The following is a 23,411-nucleotide window of genomic DNA, read 5'->3' as shown; positions in this document are numbered from 1 at the left end:
ATCGGGGCTGCGGGCGGCGGCGGCCGTGGGCGCCTGCCTGCTGCTGGCCGCCTGCAACGTCTCCACCGGTCACCACAACCCCGGCACCGACCACAGCGTGGCCACCGCGCCCCCGCCGTACGACGCCTACGGCGCCCCCGAGGGGCCGACCGTCGAGATCAGGGTCGCCGGCGGCCGGGTGACCCCGCCGCCGGGCCGCGTCGAGGCCGCCAGGGGCCAGGCGATCCGCCTGGTCGTCACCTCCGACGTCGCCGACGAGCTCCACGTCCACGGCTTCGACCTCACCCGCCGCCTGGAGCCGGGCCGGCCCGTCACCCTCGACGTCGTCGCCGACCGCGTCGGGCTGTTCGAGGTCGAGACCCACGAGTCCGGCCTCGTCCTGACCCAGCTCGTCATCCGATGACGGGGATCCTCGCCCACGTCACGGCCGGGCCGCCGATCAACCATGCCGACGGGGTCCTCGCCCATGCCGTGGCCCTGCCGTCGGCCCGCCACGCTGCCGCCGGGATCCTCGCCCACGGCGTGGGAAGCAGGCACGACCTGCCGATCCCGCTGTTCTACGCCTTCGCCGGGGCGTTCGCGGCACTGTTCGCGTCGTTCCTCGGGCTCGCTCTGCTCTGGGCCGACTCCCGGTTCCGCGGCGGGACGGCCGGGCGGCCGGTACGGCTCCCCGCGGGGGCCCGGACCCGATGGGCGCTGCGGATCATCGGGCTGGCGGGGGCCGCCTTCACCGCGGCCTGGATGCTCCTCGGACCCGGCGACCCCGGCCGGAACCCGGCCGCCCACCTGGTCTACGTCGTCCTCTGGACGGGACTGATCCCGGCGTCGCTGCTGCTCGGACCCGTCTGGCGGCTCCTCAACCCGCTGCGCACGATCCACCTGCTGCTCGGCGGCAGGGACAGGGGGCCCGCGCCGTTCGGCTACCGGCCCGCCGCGCTCGGCCTGACCGCCTTCGCCTGGATGGAACTGGTCTCGCCGGCCCCCGCCGCACCGGTCACGCTGGCCGTCTTCCTCACCCTGTACGGCGCCGCCCACCTGGCCGCGGCCTTCCGGTACGGGACACGGTGGTTCGACCGGGCCGACGCCTTCGAGGTCTACTCCGCCCTGATCGGCCGCCTGTCACCCCTGGGCCGCAGGGACGACGGCAGGCTGGTCCTGCGCAACCCCCTCGACGGGCTCGACGGCCTGCGCCCGGCCCCTGGGCTGGTCGCCGTCGTGTGCGTGCTGCTCGGCACCACCGGATACGACGGGTTCTCCGACTCCCCGTGGTGGGTGAACCTCCTGCAGGCCGGGCCGCTGGGCCGTACGGTCACCGGGACGCTCGGCCTGCTCACCGCGATCGGCCTCGTGGCGGCCCTCTACCGGGCCTGCACCGCCGCGGCCGGCCTGATCGGCCGGGCCGGACGGGTCGGGAACGGAGCCGCCGTACCCGTGCCGTCCGGAGGAACGGGAGACGCGGCGGGTGGCGGGGACGGAGTGGTCGGCACGTCCGGAGCGACCGGCAGGAGCGGAGCGACCGGAGGAGAGGATGCGGCCGGGGGAGTCGGGGTGACCGGGGGGCGCGGCATGGCCCGTATGTTCGCCCACTCGCTGGTACCCGTCGCCGTCGGCTACCTGATCGCCCACTACTTCTCGCTCCTCGTCATCGAGGGCCAGCGGGCGGTCATCCTCTCGTTCGGCCTGGACCGGACCGTGGATCCGGACGTGGTGGGCCCCGGCACGATCGCCTCCGTCCAGGTACTGGCCATCGTGACCGGCCACGTGCTCGGCGTGGTCACCGCCCACGACCGCTCCGTACGGCTCTTCCCTCCGGAGCGGGCGGTCGCCGGGCAGATACCGCTGCTGGTCCTGATGGTCTGCTACACCATCGGGGGGCTCATCCTGCTGTTCGCGGCATGATGGACGCCGTGGGATCCTCCGTACGCAGAAACCCGGTCCAGCAGCGCAGCGTGGAGCGGGTGAACCAGATGCTCGACGCGGCGGCGGCCCTGCTCGACGAGGGCGGCTACGACGCGCTGAGCACCCGGGCGGTGGCGGCCCGCGCCGAGGTGCCGATCGGCTCGATCTACCGCTTCTTCCGCGACAGGCGCGGCCTGGCCGACGCCCTGGCCCGGCGCAACCTGGAACGTTTCCTGGCCCGGATCGAGCGGCGGCTCACGGGGACGGTGGACCGGCTCGACATGGTGGACCTGGTGGTGGACGAGTACGTCGAGATGAAACGCACGGTCCCGGGCTTCGCGGTCATCGACTTCGGCGAGAACCGCGCGGTGGCCGATTCCCTCGCCGGCTACCTCGCCGATCGGCCCCTCTCCGGCGCGGGCGACCTGAACCGCACCCTCCTCATCGCCGTCGAGGCCGCCGACGCGCTCCTCAAGCTCGCCTTCCGCGAGTCTCCCGGCGGCGACCCCTCCTACATCACCGAGACCAAGCTCCTCCTCCGCGCCTACCTGGAACGCGCCCTGCCTCACTGACGGAGCCCGCCGGAGAACGGCAGTCTCGTCTTCTCCGGTGAACTCGAGACGTGGTGAACCAGGCGATGCATAGTGCTCCTGAGGTGCTTCACAAGACGTGGATGTGCGATCACCGTGAGGCCGGGCGCACTTGATGGGATATCCCGCGAAGCGCCTAGAGAGAACATAAGTACTTGACGTACTTGACGTACTTGATATTCCAAGGGAGGATCGGATGGGAGGTTCAATGACGACCCTGCACTACGACACCTATACCGAGGCGCGCGCTCATCTGAAGGATCTTCTGGATGCGGCCGAGCGTGGGCAGACCGCCACCCTCCGTCGGGACGCGGTCAGAGCTGCCGTTGTGGATGCAGAGCGTCTGCGGAATTTCCTGGCCACGGTGACCCCGTCCCGTGCTGAGGTGGTGTCCGAAGATGATGGTTGGTCTGTTTTCATTCCCGGACTTCCGGTGGCGGCGGATGGCGCTGACTTCAATGCGGCGATCAACGAGATGATCGATGCTCTCCGCGAGTACGCCGAGGACTGGCAAGATCATCTTCTTGACGCGCCCAATCACCGGGACAACTGGGGACTGGTCCAGTTGATCGCCCTTAGCGATGACGATGAACTCCGTCGCTGGCTGACAGGGCAGGCGGCGTGATCTGGCCTTCGGCTACCAGGGAAGATCACGAGAAGTTCTGTCTGGCAGAGGGATGGACCAGTGTCCGTGACGCGCGGGGCCGTTCAGGAACCCACCACGTGACCTATGAACTTCGCCTTCCGGACGGCCGGATCCTGCGGACCAGGATCTCTCATCCGCCTGATCGCACTTCCTATGGCCGCAACCTCTGGGCACACATCCTTCGGGACCAGCTCAACGTTTCCGAGGAGGAGTTCTGGAGATGCGTCAGGGAAGGGGAGAGTCCGGACCGCGGTATACCTGCCGCACCGGCGGAGACGCTTCCCGCCGATCTCGTCCACTTGCTGATCGCGCGGGTCGGTCTTACCGAGGCGGAGATCATGAAGATGACCAGGGAAGAGGCCATCGCCAGGCTGCACACCTTCTGGGCCGATGGAACGTGACATTTAGGTACTGAGCCATCTCCACGCTCACTCCAGGAGAGCAGTCAGACGCTTGGGGGCGACGATCCGGTAAGCGTCGATGATGATCTCGGCGACCTCCGCCCAGTCCTGCGGGACGTCGAGATAGACGCCGAGCCAGCCCCGGTGGCCGACGTACGGCGGGCGGAAGAAGCGCCCGGGGTCCTGCGTGATCAGGACCTCCTGCACGCCGGGAGGGGCGGCGCACCAGAAGGCGAGCCGATCGCCGTGGTGGTGGTCGGCATACATCACGAACGTCTTCTTGTCCCGGATGAACCAGGTCGGCTCGCCGTGGCTGAGCCGTTCGGTGGTCTCGGGCAGCGCCAGGCAGAGCCGGCGCAGGGACTCCAGCGGATCGTCATCCATGATCGGACGGTACTTCACCGGGGGAGAGGGCGCGGCTTCCGGTACTTCGTCTCAGAAGGGCACGTGCCGCTTCCCTCCGGCGAGACCGGTCGGGGAGGCGTGCGGTGGAGCGCTGAGGACCGACCAAGGGTCAGAGGTCGAGCTCGCCGAGTTTGACGCCGCCGACGAAGGCGTCCCATCCGGCCCGGGTGAGGAAGAGCTTGGGGCCGTCGGGGTCCTTGGAGTCACGGAGGACGTGGAGGGGGCCGGTGCCGGATCCGGGGGCGTCCACGACGGCCACTTCGACGCATTCGCCGCCGCTGGAGCCGCTGAGCGAGGACTTGCGCCAGGCGGCGCCGGTCAGGTCTGCTGCCACTTCGTCATCACCTTCGCGATCAGATCGGCGCTGGCCTGCGCGGGCAGGGCCACCGAGCGGATTGCCTCGTATCTCTTGCAGAGCACCGCTACGTCACGCGGGTGGTCCGTCACATGTCCTACGGCGGCGGACTCCACGAACACACTATCCAGGCTTCCTTCGACGCCCGCAATGAAGAAACCTCCTTCCATACCGGCGATCGCGCCTCCGGTCGCGCCCGCGCCCTTCGGCACGACCTGGATGGAGACGTGCTTACGCTCGGCCGCGGCGAGCAGCGCCGCGAGCTGGTCGCGCCCGGTCGTCCACCCACATGGCGGGGCGCCCATGCGGCCGGCCACCCACACAGCCAGACGTCCACCCGTTACCCCGGCCACCCGCCCGCCACCGGGCTTCCGGTCAGCGGGCCTGTTCGCGCCAGGCGTTGGTGATGGGGAGGCGGCGGTCGCGGCCGAAGTTCTTCGGGGTGATCTTCGGACCCGGCGGGTACTGGCGGCGCTTGTACTCGGCGACGTCCACCAGGCGGATGACCCTGGCCACCAGCTCCGGGTCGTGGCCGACCGCGACGAGCTGGGCCGAGCCCATGTCGTTCTCGACGTAGTCGCCGAGCAGCCGGTCGAGCACGTCGTACGGCGGCAGGGAGTCGGTGTCGCGCTGGCCGGGCCGCAGTTCGGCGCTCGGCTCCTTGGAGATGGAGTTCTCCGGGATCGGCGGCCGGTCGAAGCCGTACAGGAAGTCGCCGGAGGTGCCCGCCTGGGCGTTGCGCCAGCGGGACAGCTCCCAGACCTGGGTCTTGAGCACGTCCTTGATGGGAGCGAAGCCGCCGGCGGAGTCGCCGTAGAGGGTGGAGTAGCCGACCGCCAGCTCGCTCTTGTTGCCGGTGGTGAGCACCAGGTGGCCGTGCTCGTTGGACAGGCCCATCAGGATCATGCCGCGCACCCGGGCCTGGAGGTTCTCCGCGGCCAGGCCGGACAGCTCGATCTCCTTCTCGAACGCCTCGACGATGTCGGCGATCGGCACCTCCCGGGCGTTGATCCCCTGCCGGTCCACCAGCTCCCGGGCGTCGCTCAGCGAGTGCTCGGAGGAGTAGCGCGAGGGCAGCATGATCGCGTGGACCCGGTCGGGGCCGACGGCGTCGGAGGCGATCGTGGCGGTCAGCGCCGAGTCGATCCCGCCGGACAGGCCCAGAATGACCGACCGGAAGCCGTTCTTGGCGACGTAGTCGCGAAGCCCCAGCACCAGGGCCGAGTAGATCTCGGCGAGGTCGTCCAGGCGCGGCGCCACGGAGGGGGGCTGCGGCGCGTAGGGCTCGACGGGGAACGCGGCCAGCTCCACCCGCTCCACCGTGATCACCGTGCCGTCGTGGGCGTCCACCTGGAACGTCCCCAGCCCGCCGTACCGGGCCTCCGGCAGTTCCAGGTCGGTGACCAGGAGCTCCTCGGAGAACTGCGCGGCCCGCGCGACGAGCTCGCCGGAGGCCGAGACGATGATCGAGTCGCCGTCGAAGACCAGCTCGTCCTGCCCGCCGACCTGGTTGGCGTAGGCGAGGGCGCAGCCCGCCTCCCGCGCCCGCCTCGCGACCAGCTCCAGCCGGACGTCGTCCTTCTCCTTCTCGTACGGCGAGGCGTTCGGCACCACCAGCAGCCCGGCTCCGGCCTCGGCCACGACCGAGACGGGCCCGCCGTCCTGCCAGAGGTCCTCGCAGACGGCGATCGCCACGTCCACCCCGTGCAGGCGGAAGATCGGCAGGCGATCGCCCCGCACGAAGTAGCGGTACTCGTCGAAGACGCCGTAGTTCGGCAGGTGGTGCTTGGCGGTCCTGGTGACGACCCGGCCGCGGTGCAGCAGCGCGGCGGCGTCCAGCGGGGCGCCCTTGGGCTGTCCGATCCGGGGCGCCAGGTCGGCCCGGTCGACGTAGCCCACGACCACCGGGATCTCGCCGAGGCCCTCGTCGGCCAGCCGCCGGGCGGCGTCCTCGACCGCGGCGATCGACGCCTCCACGAACGAGCTGCGCAGCACGAGGTCCTCGGCCGGGTAGCCGGTCAGGAACATCTCGGTGAAGACCACCAGGTGCGCGCCCCGGTCGGCGGCGCGCCTCGTCCACTCGACGAGCCTGTCCGCGTTGCCGGCGAGGTCACCGACGACGGGGTCGGTCTGGGCGAGGGCGATACGGAGTTGAGCCACGTCCCCACCCTATTCCCGGCTTCCCGGGAGGCGGTGACGGGCCGCCCGGGGAAGACGGCGGGCTACCCGGGCCGCCCGGGGAAGGGGGCGGCCCGTACCCGTCAGCCGGTGACGCCGAGCAGGCCGAGCTTCCGCGCGGTGGCGGGCTCGGTGACGCGCCGGACCTCCTTCCCCGAGCGGTCGAGGACGACGATCGTGTTGGCCGAGGCGCCCTTCACCCGGACGGCCAGGCGGCCGTCGCGCAGGTAGTGGGCGCTGAGCGCACTGCCCTTCACCGGGATGGCGATCTTCTTGCCGGTCATCGTGTCGTAGATCGACGGGCTGTACCAGACGGGCCAGGAGCCGTCTCCGCCCGGGGCGTCCGCGGAGATCGTCCGCACCACGACCCGCCGCCCGTCGGGCGAGACGCTCCCCACGTGGTTGGCGAGCCTGATGCCGGGCGCCTTGCGGGAGCGGTGGGTGCGGGTGTCGAGCAGGTGGACGCCGGTGGTGTCCCCGGCGTAGCCGGCGAGCGTCCCGCCGTCGGCCGACCAGGTCAGGTGGCAGGGGCCGGGGGTACGGCCGAGCACGGTCACCCGCCCGCCGGAGGCGCCGACCACGGCCACCGTCGCGGCTTCCGAGTCGCCCCTCCTGGGGAAGGCGATGCGCCGGCCGTCGGCGCTCCAGGCGGGGGTCACGCACGGCCCGCCGTAGGCCGCGCCGGTGGCGACGACCTTGTCCCCGGCGGCCGACCTGACGTGCAGCCGGCCCTTGGCGTCGATCCAGGCGACGCGTCCGCCGTCCGGCGACGCGGAGAACTGGCCGACGAAGGAACCGTCGCCCGACGGGATGGTCACCGCCCGCCCGCCGGATCCGGCCGTCACCCGTACGCCACCGTCCTTGTAGTCGAAGTAGACGCCGCGTACGGTGGCCGCGGCCGGGGCCGCCGCGGGACCCGCCGCGGAGGCGGTGGTCGCGGTCGTCCCGGCGGACGCCTGGGCGGTCGCGGAGAGAGCGGGGGCGGTCACGACGAGCGCGGCGCCGGCGACCAGGGTCCGGTATTTCACAACGATCTCCTTGGAACGGTTCGTCTGCTGGTTGTTAGAGCGCCGAGCGGCGCGGAAGGTTCACATCCGCCCGGAAGCGGAGCCGAAAGGCCGTGCTCGCCAGGCCGGGGCGCCGAAGGCTCCGCCCGGCCGGGAAGGCCCGCTCCGGCGGAGGGTTCACGCCCGCCCGGCCGGCGCCGGGGGCTCGCGGCCCGCCGGGAGCGGCAGGACGGCCTCCACGACGGTGCCGCCGCCCGGGGCCACGCCGACCACGCACGTCCCGCCCAGCTCGGCGGCGCGCTCGCGCATCGACAGCAGGCCCACGCCGGAGCGCGCCGTCTCCGGCAGCCCCTTGCCGTCGTCCCGCACCCGCACCGTCAGCGACTCCCCGCGGGCCAGCGAGACCGTCGCGGTCCGGGCCCCGGCGTGCTTGCGGATGTTGGTCAGCGCCTCCTGGGCGATCCGGTAGGCGGCCACCTCGGCGGCGGCGGGCAGGTCGGACAGGTCGCCCGCCGTCTCCACGGACACCTCGGGGTCCCCCTCGGCGGCCAGCGCCCGCACGGCTCCGGCCAGGCCCAGCTCGTCCAGGGTCGGCGGGCGCAGGCCGTACACCAGCTCCCTGACCTCCCGGCTGACCGTGTCCATGGCGCCGCGCAGCTCGCCCAGCAGCAGGTCGGCCGAGTCGGGGGAGGTGCGCAGGGTGATCCTGGCCATGTTGATCGACATGGCCATGTCGGTCAGCGCGTGCCCGAGCCCGTCGTGCAGGTCGCGGCGCAGGCGGCGGCGTTCCTCCTCGCGGGCGCTCAGGATGCGCTCGCGGGAGCGACGCAGGTCGGCGGTCATCCGTACGGCGTGCACGACGTCCGCGACGTACGGCGTGGCCGCCGCGATGAGCCGGTCGTTGTGCGCGGCGGCGAACCGGCGGGGGCCGGGGGAGCCCAGCAGCAGCCGCCCGACCGGCTCACCGTGCCAGATCAGCGGCACCGTCCGGGGGGCCGGGCCGAGCAGCCCGATCTCCGCCGGTCTGCCCTCCGCGCCGTCCACCTCGACCGCGACCCCGGTGACGCTCAGCACGTCACGGATCACCGCGGCCATGGCGGCGAGCGCGTTCACCGGCTCCGTCTGGGCGGCCTCCGCGGCCAGCCGCGCGGTCAGCGCGCGGGGGTCGCCGCGCGTGCCGTACAGGAGCCGGTCGGCCCACAGCCGCAGCACGCGGCGGAGCGGGTGGAAGACCGCGCCGGCGAACAGCGCCGCGATCGCCCCGCCAACCGGGGCGTAGTCGGACAGGAACAGCCCGGCCACGGCGCCCGCGCCGAAGTAGACCACGCTGACCGCGGCGATCAGCCCGGCGGCCACGAAGGCGCGGCTCGCGACGGTTTCGATGCCGTAGAGCCGGTAGCGCAGCACGGCGAAGGCGATGGAGACCGGAATCAGCCCGGTGAGGACGGTCGCCGGCAGCCACCAGGAGGGGCCGCCGAGCAGGACCACCACGTACAGGCCGAACGTGCTTAATGGCCAGGCGATCTGACGGCGCAGCACCGGGTCGCCGCTCCGGAACCGGACGGCCAGGGAGGCCAGGGCCAGGACGGCCATGACGTTGATCGCCCATGTCGAGGCCAGGAGCATCCACTCCAGGTGGGGCGCCAGCGCCTCGACGGCGAACGGGTTCGGGACGATCCTCGGCAGCGGGTAGTTCCGGAGAGGCGGGGTCGGGCGGGTGATCGAGCGGAACGCCTCCGCCGCCATGACGGTGAACGCCAGCGCCGCCACCGGGCGCCAGCGCCGCGAGGGCAGCCGCCCGTCGGGGGAGTACAGCGGCAGCACGGTGGCCAGCAGGATGCCGCCTGCGATCCAGCCGAGCCCGGAGACATGGCGGTAGTACCCGGCGGCCTCCATCGCGCCGTCGGCGCCCGAGCGCAGCATCATGGCGCCGGCGAAGGTGCTGACCGCGCAGCCGAACCCGCCCAGGCACATCAGCCAGGCGGTGGGCGGGCGTGAGCGGTGGGCCAGCAGGAACGCTCCGACCAGGGGGAAGGTCACGCCGACCGACATCTCCGGGGTGGCGGGCAGGTCCCCGGCCCAGCCCGGGGGGAGCTGCCGGTAGGTGACGTAGCCGGTGACGGTGAGCGTGACGGACACGACGGCCGACACGACGGCGACGATCCGCCGGGCGGAGACGGGCAGCGCCCGCCGGGCGGGCCGCCCGGTCCCCGAACCGGTCCCCGAACCGCCCGCCAGGCCGGCGCCGTCGTCCGGCCCGCCGCCGGGCCGGGTGCGCCCGGCCACCGCTACCTGCCCGGCCCGCCGGGGTTGACCAGCCCCGACTCGTACGCCGCGACGACGAGCTGGGCGCGGTCGTGCAGCCCGAGGTGGTCCAGGAGCCTGGTCACCGACTGCGCCACCGAGGGCTCGGGAACCGACAGGGTCGCGGCGATCTGGCGGTTGGTGAGCCCGCGGGCGACCAGCTTCATCAGGTCCAGTTCGGCGTCGCCGAGACCGGCGAGGGCGGGCGGGGCGGAGGGGTCGGTCCGCCCCGCGAAGGCGGCGATCAGCCGGGTGGTGACGGCGGGATCGATCAGCGCGTCCCCGGCCTGCGCGGCCCGCATCGCGCCGATGAGCTGCTCGGGGGCGGAGGTCTTGAGCACGAAGCCGCTCACCCCGGCCCGCAGCGCCGCGTACAGGTTGTCGTCCGTGCCGAACGTGGTCATCATGATCACCTTCGGCGGCGCGTCGTCGGCCAGGATGCGCCGCGCGGCGGTCAGGCCGTCCAGCCGGGGCATCTGGATGTCCATCAGCACCAGGTCGGGGGAGGTCTCGCGGACGGCCGTGATCGCCCGTTCGCCGTCCTCGGCCTCGGCGACCAGCTGGAAGCCGGGCTCGCTGTCCAGCACGACCCGCAGGCCGGTGCGGACCAGCGCCTGGTCGTCGGCCACCACCACGCGCAGCACCCGCGGACCGTCCGCCTCCGCCGGGGCCGTCGCGGAGACCGGCGCCTCCCGGTCTTCCCGGGCCTCACCGGGGCCCGGTGACCCTCCGGCAGCGGGAGATCCGCCTGTGGCGGGCGGTGCGGGCGGCAGGTCCAGGTGGGGGGCCTGCGACAGCATGTCGGACTCCAGCCGCTGCAGAGCCGGGCCGAGGTCCAGGCCCAGCTCGTCACGGAGCAGCGCGCGGGCGCGCCGGAGGGCGCCCAGCGCGTCCCCCTGCCGGCCGCTGCGGTAGAGCGCCAGCGCGAGCAGCCGCCAGGCCTCCTCCCGCAGCGGGTGGGCGGAGGCGTGGGCCTCCAGGTCGGCCACCAGCGCACCGGACGGCCCGAGCCGCAGGCCCGCGTCGGCGCGGCGCTCCACCGCGACCAGCCGCAGCTCCTCCAGCCTGCCCGCCTCGGTCACCGCCCACTGCAGGTCGGAGAACTCGGCCAGGGCCGGTCCCCGCCACAGCGCGAGGGCCCGGCCCAGACGCTCCCACACCTCGGCGGGCCCGCCCGTCGCCTCCTTCACCGCGCGCTCGAACGTCCAGGCGTCCACCTGCTCGGGGACGGCGCGCAGCGCGTAACCGGGCGGGGCGGAGACCAGGACCGCCGCCTCCTCCCGGGGGGCGCGGCCGGGCTCCAGGGCGCGCCGCAGGCGCGAGACGTATCCCTGGACGGTGGACAGGGCCTGGGCGGGGGGCTCACCGGGCCACAGCTCGTCGATGAGCATGCTCACCGGTACGGCGCGGCCGCCCGCGACGAGCAGCCGGGCCAGCACGGCCCTCTGGCGCTGCCCGCCGAGATCGACGGGGTCCCCGTCATGGCGTGCCTGGAACGGTCCCAGGGCCCGAAACGTCAGCATCTCAGGCGTAAGCGTAGAGCCACCGCGTCCAAGGTCATACCTGCTCCACCTGCCATCGTTCGCCGACTGAAGAGAATCATCGGTAGTCGAAACCGCACATTCAAGGTGGGTGGCTGCACCACTTCGGTCACAGATCTCCGCCCTGAAAGTGGAAAATCCCCCTAAGGGTGAAATAACCGAGTATGTGGCGCTATGTCCCGACCCTCCATTCCGTGACGGGGGGACCGTACCGCGCGGGAACAGCAATCGGATCAACAACGGTTCAACGCGCTCCGGGAAGGGGCCGGTGTTCACGGGACCGTACGGCGGCCCGCCACCTGCCCCGGAGCGCGCGGGAGACGCGGGGCCGGTTTCGCGACGGGTCCGGCGCTCCGGGCCGGCTCCGACGTCACCCCTCCGGCTCCGCTCACCCCTCCGGCGTCACCCCTCCGGCTCCGCTCACGCCTCCGGCGTCACCCCTCCGGCTCTGCGCACGCCTTCGCCGTCACGCCTCCGCCGTCACGCCTCCGACTCCGCTCACGCCTCCGGCGAGGCCGCGCGGCGGCGCAGCGCCGGACGGATCGCGAACAGGCCCGCCGCCGCGACCAGGTTGACCCCGCCGACGGTCAGCCACAGCGTGACGGGACCGGCTTCGAGCAGGCGGGTTCCGGCCAGCGGGGCGAGCATGGCCCCGCCCGACATGGCCAGGCCGTACACGCCGGCGTATCGTCCGCGCAGGTGGGTCGGGGCGAGGACCGCCACGATCGCGCCCGGCAGTCCCGCGGTGAGGATCTCGCCCAGCGTCCAGACGACCACGCCCGCGGCGTACCCGGCGACGCTGGAGACGAAGGCGGTCAGCGCGAAGCCCGCGCTGATGACGATCAGGCCGGTGGCGAAAACGGTGCCGGGGTCGCGCCTGCCGAGCCAGTCGCCGGTCAGCGGCTGCAGGATCACGATCAGCACGCCGTTCACCGCGATCACCAGGCCGTAGTCGACCGTGGAGAAGCCCGAGTGGCTCATCGCCACCGGCAGGGTGGTGAACGCCTGGGTGTAGGCCATGCTGTACAGCAGGGAGATCAGGCAGTAGACGATCATCAGCCGGTCGCCGAGCAGCGCGGCGAGCCCGCCGCTCCGCGTCCCGGCGCGATCCCCGGCCGGAGTCCCGCCGTCCCGGAGCCGGTCGCCCTCGCCCTGGAGTCCGCCGCCGTCCGAGGGCCCGCCGTCCGAGGGCCCGCCGTCCGAGGGCCCGCTGTCCGAGGGCCCGCCGTCCGAGGGTCCGCCGTTCCCGCCCCGGGACCCGGTGCGGCCCTGCCTGGATCCGGCGCGGCCCGCGCGCCGGGGCAGCGTCTCGGGCACCGCCCGCCACACCAGCAGGCCGAAGGCCACCGAGGTGAGGGCGTTGACGGCGAACATCCACCCGTACCCGGCGCGGGCGAGCCAGCCTCCGGCGACCATCGCCACCGAGAAGCCCAGGTTCAGCGCCCAGAAGAGCAGGCCGTAGGCGCGCGGCCGGTCGGCGGGGGAGACGAGGTCCGCCACCAGCGCGCTGGAGGCCGGCCGGTAGGCGTCGATCGCCAGGCCCAGCACGAACATCGACGTCACGATCGCCGGGAACGAGCTGCTCGCGCCCAGCGCCGCCATGGCGGCGGCGGTCGCCGTCATGCCGCCGGCGAGTGTGATCCGCCTGCCGTACCGGTCGGCCAGCCAGCCCGCGGGGACCTGGGAGACCAGCGAACCGGCCCCGAACACCGTCATCACCGTGCCGGCCGCGGTCAGGGACATGCCGCGGGACTCGATCAGGTAGACGCCGATGAACGGCTGGACCATCATGCCCACCCGGTTCACCAGCGTGCCGGCCCACAGCGCCCAGAACGGCCGGGGCAGGCCGCCCAGCTTCGACCGCAGGAAACCGGAGGAACCGGACGGCCCGCTGGAGCCGGGGGAGTCGGGGGAGCCGGGCGGCGAGCCGGGTCCGGCGACGGTCGTGCTCGTCATGACGGCATGATTGGACAGGCGGGCGGCCGGACGCGAATCTTTTAGCCGTGCCTGAAAAGTCCTGCCATGTCGAGTGGATCTTCGCCCCCGAGGACGTCGCGCGGATCCGCTTCGCGTTCTCCCCGCTCTGGGAGCTGGTGGCCAGCCTGCGGGTGATCCGCGACCCGGCCCGACACTCCCTGCACCTGCCGTGGGTGCGCGCCGTACGCGACCGGGTGGCCGCGCTCGACATGGCGGAGCTGTTCGCGCTGGTCCCGCTCCGCGGCTACCTCGCCGACTTCCTCACGCCCGTCCCCGACACCCCGCTGCCCGACCTCGCCACCGAGCTGGACCGGGTACGGCGCACGCCCCCGGCGCGGGCGGCGGAGGAGGCCGGGTGGGTGCAGGGGGCCGATCCCCGGATCGTCGCGCGGTTCACCGCCGACCCGGAGGCGGGGGTGGCACGCGTCGCCGACGCCCTGGAGCGCTACTGGGAGGCGGCGCTCGCCGGGTTCTGGCCGCGCGTCCACGGCCTGCTGGAGGCCGACGTGCTGCGCCGTTCCCGCAGGCTCGCCGCGGGAGGGGCCCGGGACCTCTTCGCCGACCTGCACCCGAACGTGAGCTGGCGCGGCGACCGGCTCGCCATCGTCCGGAGCCGGGAGTACTCGGCGCCGATCGGCGGCGACGGCTTGGTCCTCGTGCCGACCGCCTTCCACTGGCCCGACACCGCCGCGATGGTCGAGCCGTACCAGCCGATGCTCGTCTACCCGGCGACGGGCGTCGGCACGCTGTGGACCGACGGCCCGCCGCCCGCCCCCGACGCCCTCGCCGCGCTGATCGGCCGCACCCGGGCCCGGATCCTCACCGCCCTGGCCGAGCCCGCGACCACCTCGGCGCTCGCCCGGCGGATGGGCCTCACCCCCGGGGCGGTCAGCCAGCACCTCACCGTCCTGGCCGGCGGGGGGCTGGTGACCCGCCGCCGCCTCGGACGCGAGGTCGTCTACCGCCGCAGCCCGGTGGGCGACTCCCTCGCCTGCGTCTCCTGAACCGGCGGGATCGCCGCGCCGGTCCGGGGCGCGCCGGTCCGGGAGGGGCGGAACCCTCCGGCCCCAGGCCGCCGGGCCTACCCGCTCTGGGCCGCCGGGCCGTATCCGTCCCGGGCCGCCGGGGCGGCCGCGCCGTACCGGCTGGACTCCAGGAGCCACTCCAGTTGCGCCCGCGGCGCGGCCAGGAAGGCGCACGCGACCTTGCTGACGTCCCTGGCCTGGGCCGGCGACAGCGCGAACCGGTCGAAGAGGCGGGGCAGCCGCCGGGCCGCGGCGCGCTGGTCCTCGGCACGCTCGGCGATCCGGTCGCTGACCCAGGCGACGGCCTCCGCCTCCGAGAACCCGAACGCGCCGGCGGCGACCGTCACGTAGTTGTGCACGTCGCCGTTGGCCCGCTCCTTGGGATACGACGCCACGTCGTTGCACCAGGCCGTCACGTCGTTGCAGGCGTCCACCAGCGTCCGCCAGGTCACGCTCTCCCTCAGCCCCGGCGGCACCTCCACCCCCAGGCACGGCTCGACCAGGTCGAACAGGTACGGCCCCGCGGTGCCCCGGCGCAGCGCCGGGTACTCCGCGGCCGAGGGCACCCGCCCGGCGCACCGGTTCTCCGCCTCCGCGCGGCAGGCCGCCCCCTGGGCCACCAGCCCCCGCGCGAACCGCTGCCGCCACCGGGCGCTCATCCGCCCGGCCGTGGCCCGCCACAGGCCGGCGAACGACGCCTCAACGGGAGGGCGCTCCCCGGTCGCGGACGCGCCGGACCCGCCGGTGGAACCCGGCAGGAACGGCGAAGCCCGGGTCATGACGCCGAGGCGGGTGAAGGCGGCGTCGACGGTCTCGGCCACCCGCCCGGCCGGTTTCTCGTCCCACTCGTCGTCGAAGCAGAACAGCCAGGTCAGCCACTTGGCGAACAGCAGCGCCGCGTCCTCGCCGGCGTCGGCGAGCGCGCGGCCCGCCATCCGCTCGAACCGCGCCCCCGAGGGCGGCTCCAGGCCCGTCCCCCGGGCCCACTCGGCGAGCGACGCCCCGATCCGGTCGATGGCGGGGTGCATGCGGCAGGGCGCGCCCATCGCCGGTACCCGTTCGACGAGGGGCAGGAGCAGGGACGCGGCCGTGACGGGGGTGCGGGCCCGGGACGGCCATCGTTCCATCTCGTCCATCTCGCGGGGCGCCGCCCCGCATGTCCTGGCGAGCACTACAGCGGCCCGAAGAGCCAGTTGCCGGCCGCGTTCGGGTCGGTGCTCGTGTAGTACTGCCGGGCCGCCTCGACCAGCTCGCCGACCGCGATGACCCCGTCCCGGTCGCGGTCGAGCCGGTCGAACGCCACGTCCACGTCGTCGTGGGCGGTGCCGAAGGCGGTCAGTGCGATCCGCAGGCCGTCCGGCCGGACCGAGCCGTCCCCGTCGGTGTCGCAGAGCCGCGCGACCGCCTCGGCGGCGGGCCGGAACACCGGATCGAACCGGCCGCCCTCCACGAACGCCGAGATCATGCCCGCCCGGAAGCCCTCCGGGGAGATCACGCCGTCGCCGCCGGCCGCGGCCGACAGCGTCGACCAGATCGCCTCCAGCCCGCCGACGAGCCGGTTGCCCGCCGGAGAGGTCGGTGACTCTCCGAATCCGACCAGGATCCTGGCGCCCAGCCCGAGCATGTCGTCCCGTACGGCCCGGCCGTCGCCGTCGACGTCCAGGTGCCCGAAGGCACGGTCTAATTTGTGCTTGAGAAGTTCGGTGCTCACGGTAGACCCTCGTGTTACGTGAATGGCGCGGACGATTACGCTAGGTGACGATAGCGAGGTGATTCCAAGAGCCATTCCAGGTGGGCCCTGGGAATGGTCAAGAAAGCGCACGTGACCTGGATCACCTCCCGGGCGGCGGCGGTGTCGAGGCCGCGCCGCTCCACCACCTGCGGGATCATGCGGGCGGCCGTCCACAGGTCGTCCATCCGCTCGACCAACCGATCTGTGACCCACGCCACGGGGTCCCCGCCTGCGCCGGGGCTCGCGGCCGCCAGGTAGCCGTCCCCGGACACCAGGTCCGCGCACCACGCGACCACGTCGCAGCTCGCCTCGACGACCGCCGCCCAGTGCGGGCTCCGCCGTACGGACGCGGGCGCCTCCACCCCGGCGCACGGCTCCACCAGGTCGAACAGGTAGCGGCCGAAGCGGTCCCTGCCGAACGGCGGGTAATCTCCGGCGGCCGGCGCCGCGGCGCGGAGCAGCGCCGCGCGCTGGGCGTCCAGCCCGGCCAGGAACCCCTCGCGCCAGCCGTCGCTCATCCGCGGCGCGCAGACCCGCCACAGGTCGGCGAACGCCCGCTCCACCGCCGCCGGGCCCGGCTCGTCCCCGCGCGCCACCGCCGGAACCCCGGCCAGCGCCGCGGGATCCTCCCTCGCGGCGGACATCCAGATCAGCCAGCGGGCGAACATCGTGGCCGCGTCCGTGCCGTACCGGGCGAACGCCCTCCCGGCCAGCAGGTGCGCGCCCCCGCCGGGGTCGGCCCGCAGGCCGTGCCGGCGAGACCAGGCGATGGCCGCCGCCTCGATCCGGTGCACCGACGGGTGCACCGGGCACGGCACGGCCAGAGCCGCGAGCCTCTCGGTGAGCGGGAGGGGCGGCGCGCCGGGCGCGACGCCGCCCGCCGGGCCGTACGGTGTGGCGCCGCCCATCGGTCCGTGCGGCGTGACGCCGCCCGCCGGTCCGTGCCGCAGTCCGGTGCGCATCGTCTTCCTCCCCGGGAGAACATTCGGTCCGCTCCTGCCGGGCACGAGCGACCGCCCTGACCCGGTCAGAGGGGTTTTAGCCGCTTTGACCTGGGCAAACTCGGTTCCGGCTGCTGGGAGTCTCGCATCACCGGTCACGCCGGACGGCCGGGACGCGCCAGTCGCCGAGCCCGAGGGCGGTGCGGCCGATGCGCCTTTCCGCCGTTCTTCTCGTAACGTGTGCGAAACACGAAGCGGGCAGACTTGTACGCGGCCAGGAGTGTCGCGCCCGGTCGGTAATGGAGGAGGAGCCGTGGACCGCCAGCAGGAGTTCGTTCTCCGCACCCTTGAGGAACGCGACATCCGGTTCATCCGGCTGTGGTTCACCGACGTGCTGGGCTTCCTGAAGTCGGTGGCCATCGCGCCCGCCGAGCTGGAGGGGGCCTTCGCCGAGGGCATGGGCTTCGACGGCTCGTCGATCCAGGGCTTCGCCCGGGTCTACGAGGCGGACATGCTCGCCAAGCCCGACCCCTCGACCTTCCAGATCCTGCCCTGGCGCAGCGAGATGCCGGGCGCGGCCAGGATGTTCTGCGACATCCTCATGCCGGACGGGTCGCCCTCCCACGCCGACCCGCGCTGGGTGCTCAAGCGCACCCTGGCCAAGGCCTCCGACATGGGGTTCAGCTTCTACACCCACCCCGAGATCGAGTTCTTCCTGCTGAAGGAACGGCCGGAGAAGGGCGCCCGTCCCGAGCCGATCGACGACGGCGGCTACTTCGACCACACCCCGCACAGCTCAGGCCACGACTTCCGCCGCAACGCGATCATGATGCTGGAGTCGATGGGCATCTCCGTCGAGTACAGCCACCACGAGGGCGGCCCCGGCCAGCAGGAGATCGACCTGCGCTACGCCGACGCGCTGACCACCGCCGACAACATCATGACGTTCCGCCTGGTCATGAAGGAGGTCGCGCTGGAGCAGGGCATCTGGGCGAGCTTCATGCCCAAGCCCTTCACCGAGCAGCCGGGCTCCGGCATGCACACCCACATGTCGCTGTTCGAGGGGGACCGCAACGCCTTCTACGAGCCCGGCGCGGAGTACCAGCTCTCCAAGGTCGGCCGCTCCTTCATCGGCGGTCTGCTCGCGCACGCCGCGGAGATCACCGCCGTGTGCAACCAGTGGGTCAACTCCTACAAGCGGCTGTGGGGCGGCGCCGAGGCGATCGCCGGGGCCGGCGGTGAGGCGCCCAGCTACATCTCCTGGGGCCACAACAACCGCTCGGCCCTGGTGCGGGTGCCGATGTACAAGCCGCACAAGGGCGGCTCGACCCGCATCGAGTTCCGCTCCCTGGACTCGGCCTGCAACCCCTATCTCGCCTTCGCGGTGATCCTGGCCGCCGGCCTGAAGGGCATCGAGGACGGCTACGAGATGCCCCCCGGCGCCGAGGACGACGTCTGGGCGCTGACCTCGGCCGAGCGCCGGGCGCTGGGCATCCGCCCGCTGCCTCAGTCGCTGGACGAGGCCATCTCGGTCATGGAGCACAGCGAGCTGGTCGCCGAGACCCTCGGCGAGCACGTCTTCGACTACTTCCTGCGCAACAAGCGCGCCGAGTGGCGCGACTACCGCCGCCAGGTCACCGAGTTCGAGCTGGGCCGCTACCTGCCGGTTCTCTGACCCGCCGGGCTCCCCGCTCCGGAAGACCGCGAACCGCCCCGCGTGAGCCCGGCCGGCAGCGCCGGCCGGGTCCCTCCCACGCGTACCCGGACCTCTCGTACGGCGCCGGCCGGGCCCCTCACACGTGTCCGCCCGAGCCTCCTCGGACGTCTACCCTGGCTCCCCGTCGTGGACGGTGGCGAGTTCGGCGAGCCCCGAGATGGTCAGGACCGGGGACAGCAGCTCGTTGGCGATGACCGTAAGGCGGTCGGCGTGGGTGAACAGGACGCTCAGGCCCGCGCTGTCGAGATACTCGACGTCGGTCAGGTCGAGGACCAGCGGGCCCGGAGCGCGGTCGAGGGCGGCGGCGAGGACGTCGGTGTTGCTCATGTCGATCTCACCGGCGACGGTCAGGAGCGCGACCCCGTCCGGGCGGTGTCCGGGGGTGAGGGTAAGGGGCGTGGTCATCAGGCGATCCTCATGAGCATGTCGACGGTGGTGCCGGAGGGGCTGGGCGTGATGGTGACCTGCTGCATCATGGCGCGCATCAGAGCGACGCCGCGGCCGCGATGGGCGTTCGCCTCGGGCTGGGGGAGTTTCCATCGGCCGCTGTCGGCGACGGTGAGGCGCAGGTTGTCGACGAACGCCTCGGCCCGCAGCCGGACGATGTCGCCGGGGGCGTGGCGGTGGCCGTGCTCGATGGCGTTGGCGCACGCCTCACCGGCGGCGACCAGGACGTTCTGGATGGTCTGGGCCGGCAGGTCGCACTGGGTGAGCCAGTTCCGCAGAGCCCTGCGGACGGGGGCGAGCTGGGACGACTCGGCGGGGAAGGTCATCTCCAGCGGAGTGGGATGGCGGTAGAGCAGCAGGGCGACGTCGTCGTTGTAGCCGCCGGCGGGCGCCAGGTGGCTCATCACCTGCGTGGCGAGGTCGTCGACGGCGACGTCCCGGCCGTCCTGGACGGCCCGGCTGGCCCGGTCGATGCCCGCGTCCAGCGGGTGGCGGCGACGCTCGACCAGGCCGTCGGTGTACAGCATGAGCGTGGCCCGCGCCGGGATGACCGTCTCGCTTTCGGGGCGGGTCCTGCCCGGCCGGGCGGCCAGGGGGATGGAGCGCCCGCCGTCGAGCAGATGGGTGGTGCCGTCGGGATGGGCGAGGATGCCCGGCGGGTGCCCGGCGCTGGAGTAGGTCAGGAGCCCCGTCTCAGGGTCGAGGACGCCGCAGAAGGCGGTGGTGCACCTCGCGCCGGGGACGCCTGCGGCGAAGTGGTCCAGGGCCATGAGGGTGCGGGCCGGGCTGGCGTCCTGCAGGAGCAGCGCGCGGCACGCGCTCCGCAGCTGCCCCATGACGGCGGCGGCCTCCACGCCGTGCCCGACGCAGTCGCCGACGACGATGCCGATGCGCCCGTCGGGCAGGGTGATGGTGTCGTACCAGTCGCCGCCGACCTCCAGGGGACGGCTGGCGGGCTCGTAGCGGACGGCGAACCCCTCGGGAAGCCGGGCCGGGCCGAGGATGGCGCGCTGCAGCGCGATCGCCGTCTCGCGTTGCTGGTCGATCTGGTGGGCGCGGACGAGTCCCTGGGCGAGATACCCGGCCAGCAGCGACAGCAGCAGCTGGTCCTCGCCGGTGAAGGGCCGGCGGCCGCCCAGGTCGACCCAGAGCGCCAGCGGGCCGTCGGGATGCTCCAGCAGGACGCCCATCCCGGTGCGGTCGGCGACGGGGGCCAGTGGGGACCGCTCCCGCAGGCCGGTGAGCGCCCGGCGGTGCTCGGCGGAGAGCCCGTGCCAGCTCAGCGACTCGTCGGTGGCGGTCAGGACGGGCTCGTCACCGGCGAAGACGGCGGCCAGCACGCACCGGGCACGCCACAGGTCGTGCAGTTCCCGCAGGGCGCCGGCCAGCGCCTCGGGCAGGCTCACGGCCCGGGACAGGGCCGTGCTCAGGGAGGCGAGGGCGCTCTCCCGCTGGATGGCGTAGTGCTCGGCGGTGACGTCGCGGAACGTGCCGACGACGACGCGGCGCCCGGTGTCGGGGTCCTGCGCGTGGTTGAAGCTGGCGCTGACCCACACCCGGTGCCCGTCACGGTGGATGACGGGGATGGTGTAGCCGCCCTTGTCGTGACCGAGGAGGTCGGAGAAGGCCTCGGACACCTGCCGGTGGGCCTCCGGGTCGGCGTCGGCGTCAGGCCACCACGGGTGGACGGCCGTGTAGGGCAGGTCCTCCGAGCCGTAGCCGAGGATGTCGGTGAACGCGTTGTTGATCTCGACGACGGCGCCGTTCTCGTCGCAGACGAAGAACGCCTCCTGCAGGGAGTCCACCAGCGCGGTGCGCCAGCGGGCCTGGTGCTGGCGCAGGCGCGCCATCTCCATGTTGGCCCGCACCCGGGCGAGCAGTTCCGCGGCGGCGAACGGCTTGACCAGGTAGTCGTCGGCCCCGGCCTGCAGGCCCTCGATGGACTCCTCCTGGCCCGCCCGCGCCGACAGCAGCAGCACGGGGACGGCCGCGGTGCGCGGGTCGCTCCGCAGTGCCGAGACCAGGGCCAGGCCGTCCAGGCGGGGCATCATCACGTCGCTGACCACGAGGTCGGGGGCGTCGGCCCGGATGGCGTCCAGGGCCTCCATCCCGTCGCCCGCGGTGCCGACGAGATATCCGGCGCCCCTGAGGAGGCGGACGAGATAGCCGCGCATGTCGGCGTTGTCGTCGGCGACCAGCACGCGCGCCGGGACGGCCGGGCCCGCGGCGGGGGCGGCGTAGGAGTCCTGGGGCGACGCGTCCGAGGTGTCCCCGGCGAGTGCGGCGTCGTCCTCCGGCAGCCAGCGCAGCGCCTCCTGGACGTAGGGGTCGGCGGCGGCGGAGCCCGCGGCGGCGGGGTCGGCGACCGTCCCGATCGTCTCCGGGGGCAGGTGCGCCGAGCCGAACGGCAGGCGGATGGTGAAGCGGGTGCCCTCACCCTCGGTGCTGTCGGCGACGATGGTGCCGCCGTGCAGGCCGACCAGTTCCTGGACGAGGGCCAGCCCGATGCCGCTCCCCTCGTTGGACCGCGATCGGGCGTTCTCGATGCGGTGGAACCGCTCGAACAGCCGCGGCACCTCCTCGGCCGGGACGCCGATGCCCGTGTCGGCGACGGTCACCACCGCGTGGCCGTCCTCCTCGCGCACCGTGACGCCGATCGACCCCTCGAAGGTGAACTTCAGGGCGTTGCTGAGGAGGTTGAGGACCACCTTCTCCCACATGCCGCGGTCGATGTACACCGGCTCGTCCATGGGGGCGCAGTCGACCCGGAACGAGAGGGCCGCCCTGTCCACGGCGGAGCGGAAGAGGCTGGCCAGTTCGGCGGTGACCGCGGCCAGGTCGACGGGTTCGTAGCGGGCCTGCATCCGGCCCGCCTCGATGCGGGAGAAGTCCAGGAGGGTGTTGACCAGCTTGCCCAGCCGCAGGCCGTTGCGGCGGATGGCCTCCAGCTCCTCTCGCACCTGCGCGTCGGCTCCCTGCAGGCGGGTGCGCAGCTCCTCCACCGGCCCCATGATCAGCGTCAGGGGCGTGCGGAACTCGTGGCTGATGTTGGAGAAGAAGACGGTCTTCGCCCGGTCGAGTTCGGCCAGCTCCTCGGCCCGCCGCTGCTGGGCCTGGTAGCTGCGGGCGCTCGCGATCCCCGCCGCGACGTGTCCCGCGGCCAGCTCGATGAACCCGCGGTAGGCGTCGTCCAGGGGCCGGTACCGGTTGAGCGCGGCCACCACGAATCCGTACGGCGCGCCGCCCTGCTGCAGCAGCGGCACCACCAGCGCGTGCGTGGGCGGATCCGGCCAGCCCCCGGAGGGAAGGCCGGTGAACGGGTCGCCGTCGAGCGCCACGAGCGCCGGCTCCCCCCGGGCCGGCGCCGCCGTGGGCCACACCCCCTGAGGATCGCCGAGCGGAAGGGTCTCCGGGGCGGCGGGGTGCCCGGCGGGGATCCCGGTCGTCCCCGCCAGCCGCGCGCGGTCGTCGTCGAGCAGGTAGGTCAGCGTGAACGGAAGGTCGTGCGGGTTGCGGCCGAACTGGCGGCAGGCGAAGGCCAGCATCTCCTGCTCGGTGCGGGCCACGCTGGGGTCGGAGCCGAGGTCCCGGAGCGTCGCCATCCGCCGCTCGCCGATGACCCGCTCGGTGTCCTCGCTGACGACGCACAGCATGCCGACCACCGCGCCGGCGTCGTCCCTGAGGGGGCTGTAGGAGAACGTGTGATAGGTCTCCTCCGGATAGCCGTCCCGTTCCAGGAACAGCAGCAGGGACTCGTCCCAGGTCGACTTCCCCGTGGCCAGCACGGTGTCGATCCGCGGGCCGATGTCGCCCCAGATCTCCGCCCACACCTCGTCGGCCGGCCGGCCCAGCGCCCACGGATACTTCCGGCCCAGGGTGTCGCGGCGGTAGGCGGCGTTGCAGAAGAACGTCAGCCGCGGCCCCCACGCCATCCACATGGGGAACCGGGACGACAGCAGGATGCTCACCGCCGTCTGCAGGCTCTGCGGCCACCCCTCCGGCGGCCCGAGGGGCGTCGCCCGCCAGTCCACCAGCGCGAGATCCTTGCCGACCTCGTCGTCGGCGGTGAACACCCGGGCGCCGGACGCTCTCCCCGGCCCGCGCTCAGCGTCGTCACAGTGCGCCATCTGACACCCTTTCCTCACGCCGGGCCCAGCCTTGCGCACCGGACCCGTCACCGTGCCGCTGTCGCGTGACCGGCGCCGTCCCCGTCCGCGGGCTCGATGAAACGACCCGCGGGATCAGC

Annotated in this window: 20 protein-coding genes; 7 read left to right on the top strand and 13 right to left on the bottom strand. The window is 73.3% G+C overall.

Translation table 11 applies throughout. The annotated features are described in order from the left end of the window. Positions 1-25: 25 nt before the first annotated feature. From ACZ6W9_RS07120 to ACZ6W9_RS07100, 5 genes are all read left to right on the top strand, one after another. Positions 26-403 (top strand): hypothetical protein, encoded by a 378-nt coding sequence (locus tag ACZ6W9_RS07120; RefSeq protein WP_389955174.1) that lies wholly within the window; start codon positions 26-28, stop codon positions 401-403. Then, positions 400-1,899 carry a hypothetical protein gene (locus tag ACZ6W9_RS07115; protein WP_470116870.1) on the top strand — a complete coding sequence of 500 codons (1,500 nt, stop codon included), beginning with the start codon at positions 400-402 and terminating at the stop codon, positions 1,897-1,899. The genes ACZ6W9_RS07120 and ACZ6W9_RS07115 overlap by 4 nt, the downstream gene beginning before the upstream one ends. Further along, the gene (locus ACZ6W9_RS07110; RefSeq protein WP_470116893.1) at positions 1,899-2,471 is read left to right on the top strand and encodes a TetR/AcrR family transcriptional regulator; all 573 of its coding nucleotides are present in this window, start codon (positions 1,899-1,901) and stop codon (positions 2,469-2,471) included. Before ACZ6W9_RS07115 ends, ACZ6W9_RS07110 begins: the two co-directional genes overlap by 1 nt. 226 nt (positions 2,472-2,697) lie before the next feature. Then, positions 2,698-3,114, top strand: coding sequence for a prevent-host-death protein (locus ACZ6W9_RS07105; RefSeq protein ID WP_389955169.1), 417 nt, complete (start codon positions 2,698-2,700; stop codon positions 3,112-3,114). Between the two features lie 98 nt (positions 3,115-3,212). Further along, positions 3,213-3,536 carry a cytotoxic translational repressor of toxin-antitoxin stability system gene (locus tag ACZ6W9_RS07100; RefSeq protein WP_362940542.1) on the top strand — a complete coding sequence of 108 codons (324 nt, stop codon included), beginning with the start codon at positions 3,213-3,215 and terminating at the stop codon, positions 3,534-3,536. A 27-nt stretch (positions 3,537-3,563) separates the two neighbouring features. Here the strand turns inward: ACZ6W9_RS07100 and ACZ6W9_RS07095 are convergent, their stop codons facing one another. The 8 genes from ACZ6W9_RS07095 to ACZ6W9_RS07060 all read right to left on the bottom strand — a co-directional run bounded on the left by ACZ6W9_RS07095 (position 3,564) and on the right by ACZ6W9_RS07060 (position 13,282). Beyond that, on the bottom strand, positions 3,564-3,920 hold the full coding sequence (locus ACZ6W9_RS07095) for an MmcQ/YjbR family DNA-binding protein (protein WP_389955166.1): 357 nt from the start codon (positions 3,918-3,920) through the stop codon (positions 3,564-3,566). Between the two features lie 130 nt (positions 3,921-4,050). Beyond that, complete coding sequence (locus tag ACZ6W9_RS07090) at positions 4,051-4,275, bottom strand: DUF397 domain-containing protein (protein WP_389955163.1); 225 nt, start codon at positions 4,273-4,275, stop codon at positions 4,051-4,053. Next, positions 4,260-4,601: a Scr1 family TA system antitoxin-like transcriptional regulator gene (locus tag ACZ6W9_RS07085; RefSeq protein WP_389955160.1), complete on the bottom strand. Its 342-nt coding sequence runs from the start codon at positions 4,599-4,601 to the stop codon at positions 4,260-4,262. Before ACZ6W9_RS07085 ends, ACZ6W9_RS07090 begins: the two co-directional genes overlap by 16 nt. A 70-nt stretch (positions 4,602-4,671) precedes the next feature. Next, complete coding sequence (locus ACZ6W9_RS07080; protein ID WP_389955157.1) at positions 4,672-6,456, bottom strand: NAD+ synthase; 1,785 nt, start codon at positions 6,454-6,456, stop codon at positions 4,672-4,674. Between the two features lie 101 nt (positions 6,457-6,557). After that, on the bottom strand, positions 6,558-7,502 hold the full coding sequence (locus ACZ6W9_RS07075) for a hypothetical protein (RefSeq protein ID WP_470116869.1): 945 nt from the start codon (positions 7,500-7,502) through the stop codon (positions 6,558-6,560). A 156-nt stretch (positions 7,503-7,658) separates the two neighbouring features. After that, positions 7,659-9,767 (bottom strand): sensor histidine kinase, encoded by a 2,109-nt coding sequence (locus ACZ6W9_RS07070; RefSeq protein WP_470116868.1) that lies wholly within the window; start codon positions 9,765-9,767, stop codon positions 7,659-7,661. A gap of 2 nt (positions 9,768-9,769) precedes the next feature. Beyond that, positions 9,770-11,308: a BTAD domain-containing putative transcriptional regulator gene (locus ACZ6W9_RS07065; RefSeq protein WP_470116867.1), complete on the bottom strand. Its 1,539-nt coding sequence runs from the start codon at positions 11,306-11,308 to the stop codon at positions 9,770-9,772. A 516-nt stretch (positions 11,309-11,824) separates the two neighbouring features. Next, the gene (locus tag ACZ6W9_RS07060) at positions 11,825-13,282 is read right to left on the bottom strand and encodes an MFS transporter (protein WP_470116866.1); all 1,458 of its coding nucleotides are present in this window, start codon (positions 13,280-13,282) and stop codon (positions 11,825-11,827) included. A gap of 47 nt (positions 13,283-13,329) precedes the next feature. Here ACZ6W9_RS07060 and ACZ6W9_RS07055 point away from each other — a divergent pair, with 47 nt between their 5' ends. Continuing rightward, positions 13,330-14,307, top strand: a complete 978-nt coding sequence (locus ACZ6W9_RS07055; RefSeq protein WP_389955147.1) for an ArsR/SmtB family transcription factor — start codon at positions 13,330-13,332, stop codon at positions 14,305-14,307. 77 nt (positions 14,308-14,384) lie between these two features. Here the strand turns inward: ACZ6W9_RS07055 and ACZ6W9_RS07050 are convergent, their stop codons facing one another. The 3 genes from ACZ6W9_RS07050 to ACZ6W9_RS07040 are packed head-to-tail and all read right to left on the bottom strand — an operon-like array spanning position 14,385 to position 17,022. Continuing rightward, entirely contained in the window at positions 14,385-15,455 is a 1,071-nt protein-coding gene (locus tag ACZ6W9_RS07050) for a terpene synthase family protein (protein WP_389955145.1), read from the bottom strand. Between the two features lie 44 nt (positions 15,456-15,499). Next, positions 15,500-16,039 carry an EF-hand domain-containing protein gene (locus ACZ6W9_RS07045; RefSeq protein WP_389955143.1) on the bottom strand — a complete coding sequence of 180 codons (540 nt, stop codon included), beginning with the start codon at positions 16,037-16,039 and terminating at the stop codon, positions 15,500-15,502. Between the two features lie 35 nt (positions 16,040-16,074). Next, positions 16,075-17,022, bottom strand: coding sequence for a terpene synthase family protein (locus ACZ6W9_RS07040; protein WP_470116865.1), 948 nt, complete (start codon positions 17,020-17,022; stop codon positions 16,075-16,077). Positions 17,023-17,314: 292 nt separating this feature from the next. Here ACZ6W9_RS07040 and ACZ6W9_RS07035 point away from each other — a divergent pair, with 292 nt between their 5' ends. Next, complete coding sequence (locus ACZ6W9_RS07035) at positions 17,315-18,676, top strand: glutamine synthetase family protein (protein ID WP_389955138.1); 1,362 nt, start codon at positions 17,315-17,317, stop codon at positions 18,674-18,676. Between the two features lie 150 nt (positions 18,677-18,826). On the opposite strand, the gene ACZ6W9_RS07030 is transcribed toward ACZ6W9_RS07035, so the two are convergent. Together ACZ6W9_RS07030 and ACZ6W9_RS07025 are read right to left on the bottom strand one after the other, a co-directional pair. Then, positions 18,827-19,123, bottom strand: coding sequence for an STAS domain-containing protein (locus ACZ6W9_RS07030; protein ID WP_389955135.1), 297 nt, complete (start codon positions 19,121-19,123; stop codon positions 18,827-18,829). Beyond that, positions 19,123-23,292 (bottom strand): SpoIIE family protein phosphatase, encoded by a 4,170-nt coding sequence (locus ACZ6W9_RS07025; protein WP_470116864.1) that lies wholly within the window; start codon positions 23,290-23,292, stop codon positions 19,123-19,125. Before ACZ6W9_RS07025 ends, ACZ6W9_RS07030 begins: the two co-directional genes overlap by 1 nt. Between the last annotated feature and the right edge of the window lie 119 nt (positions 23,293-23,411).

The organism is Streptosporangium sp. NPDC053982 (assembly GCF_055585205.1).
Note: the sequence above shows the minus strand (reverse complement) of the source record. Positions and strands in the feature narration are given on the sequence as shown.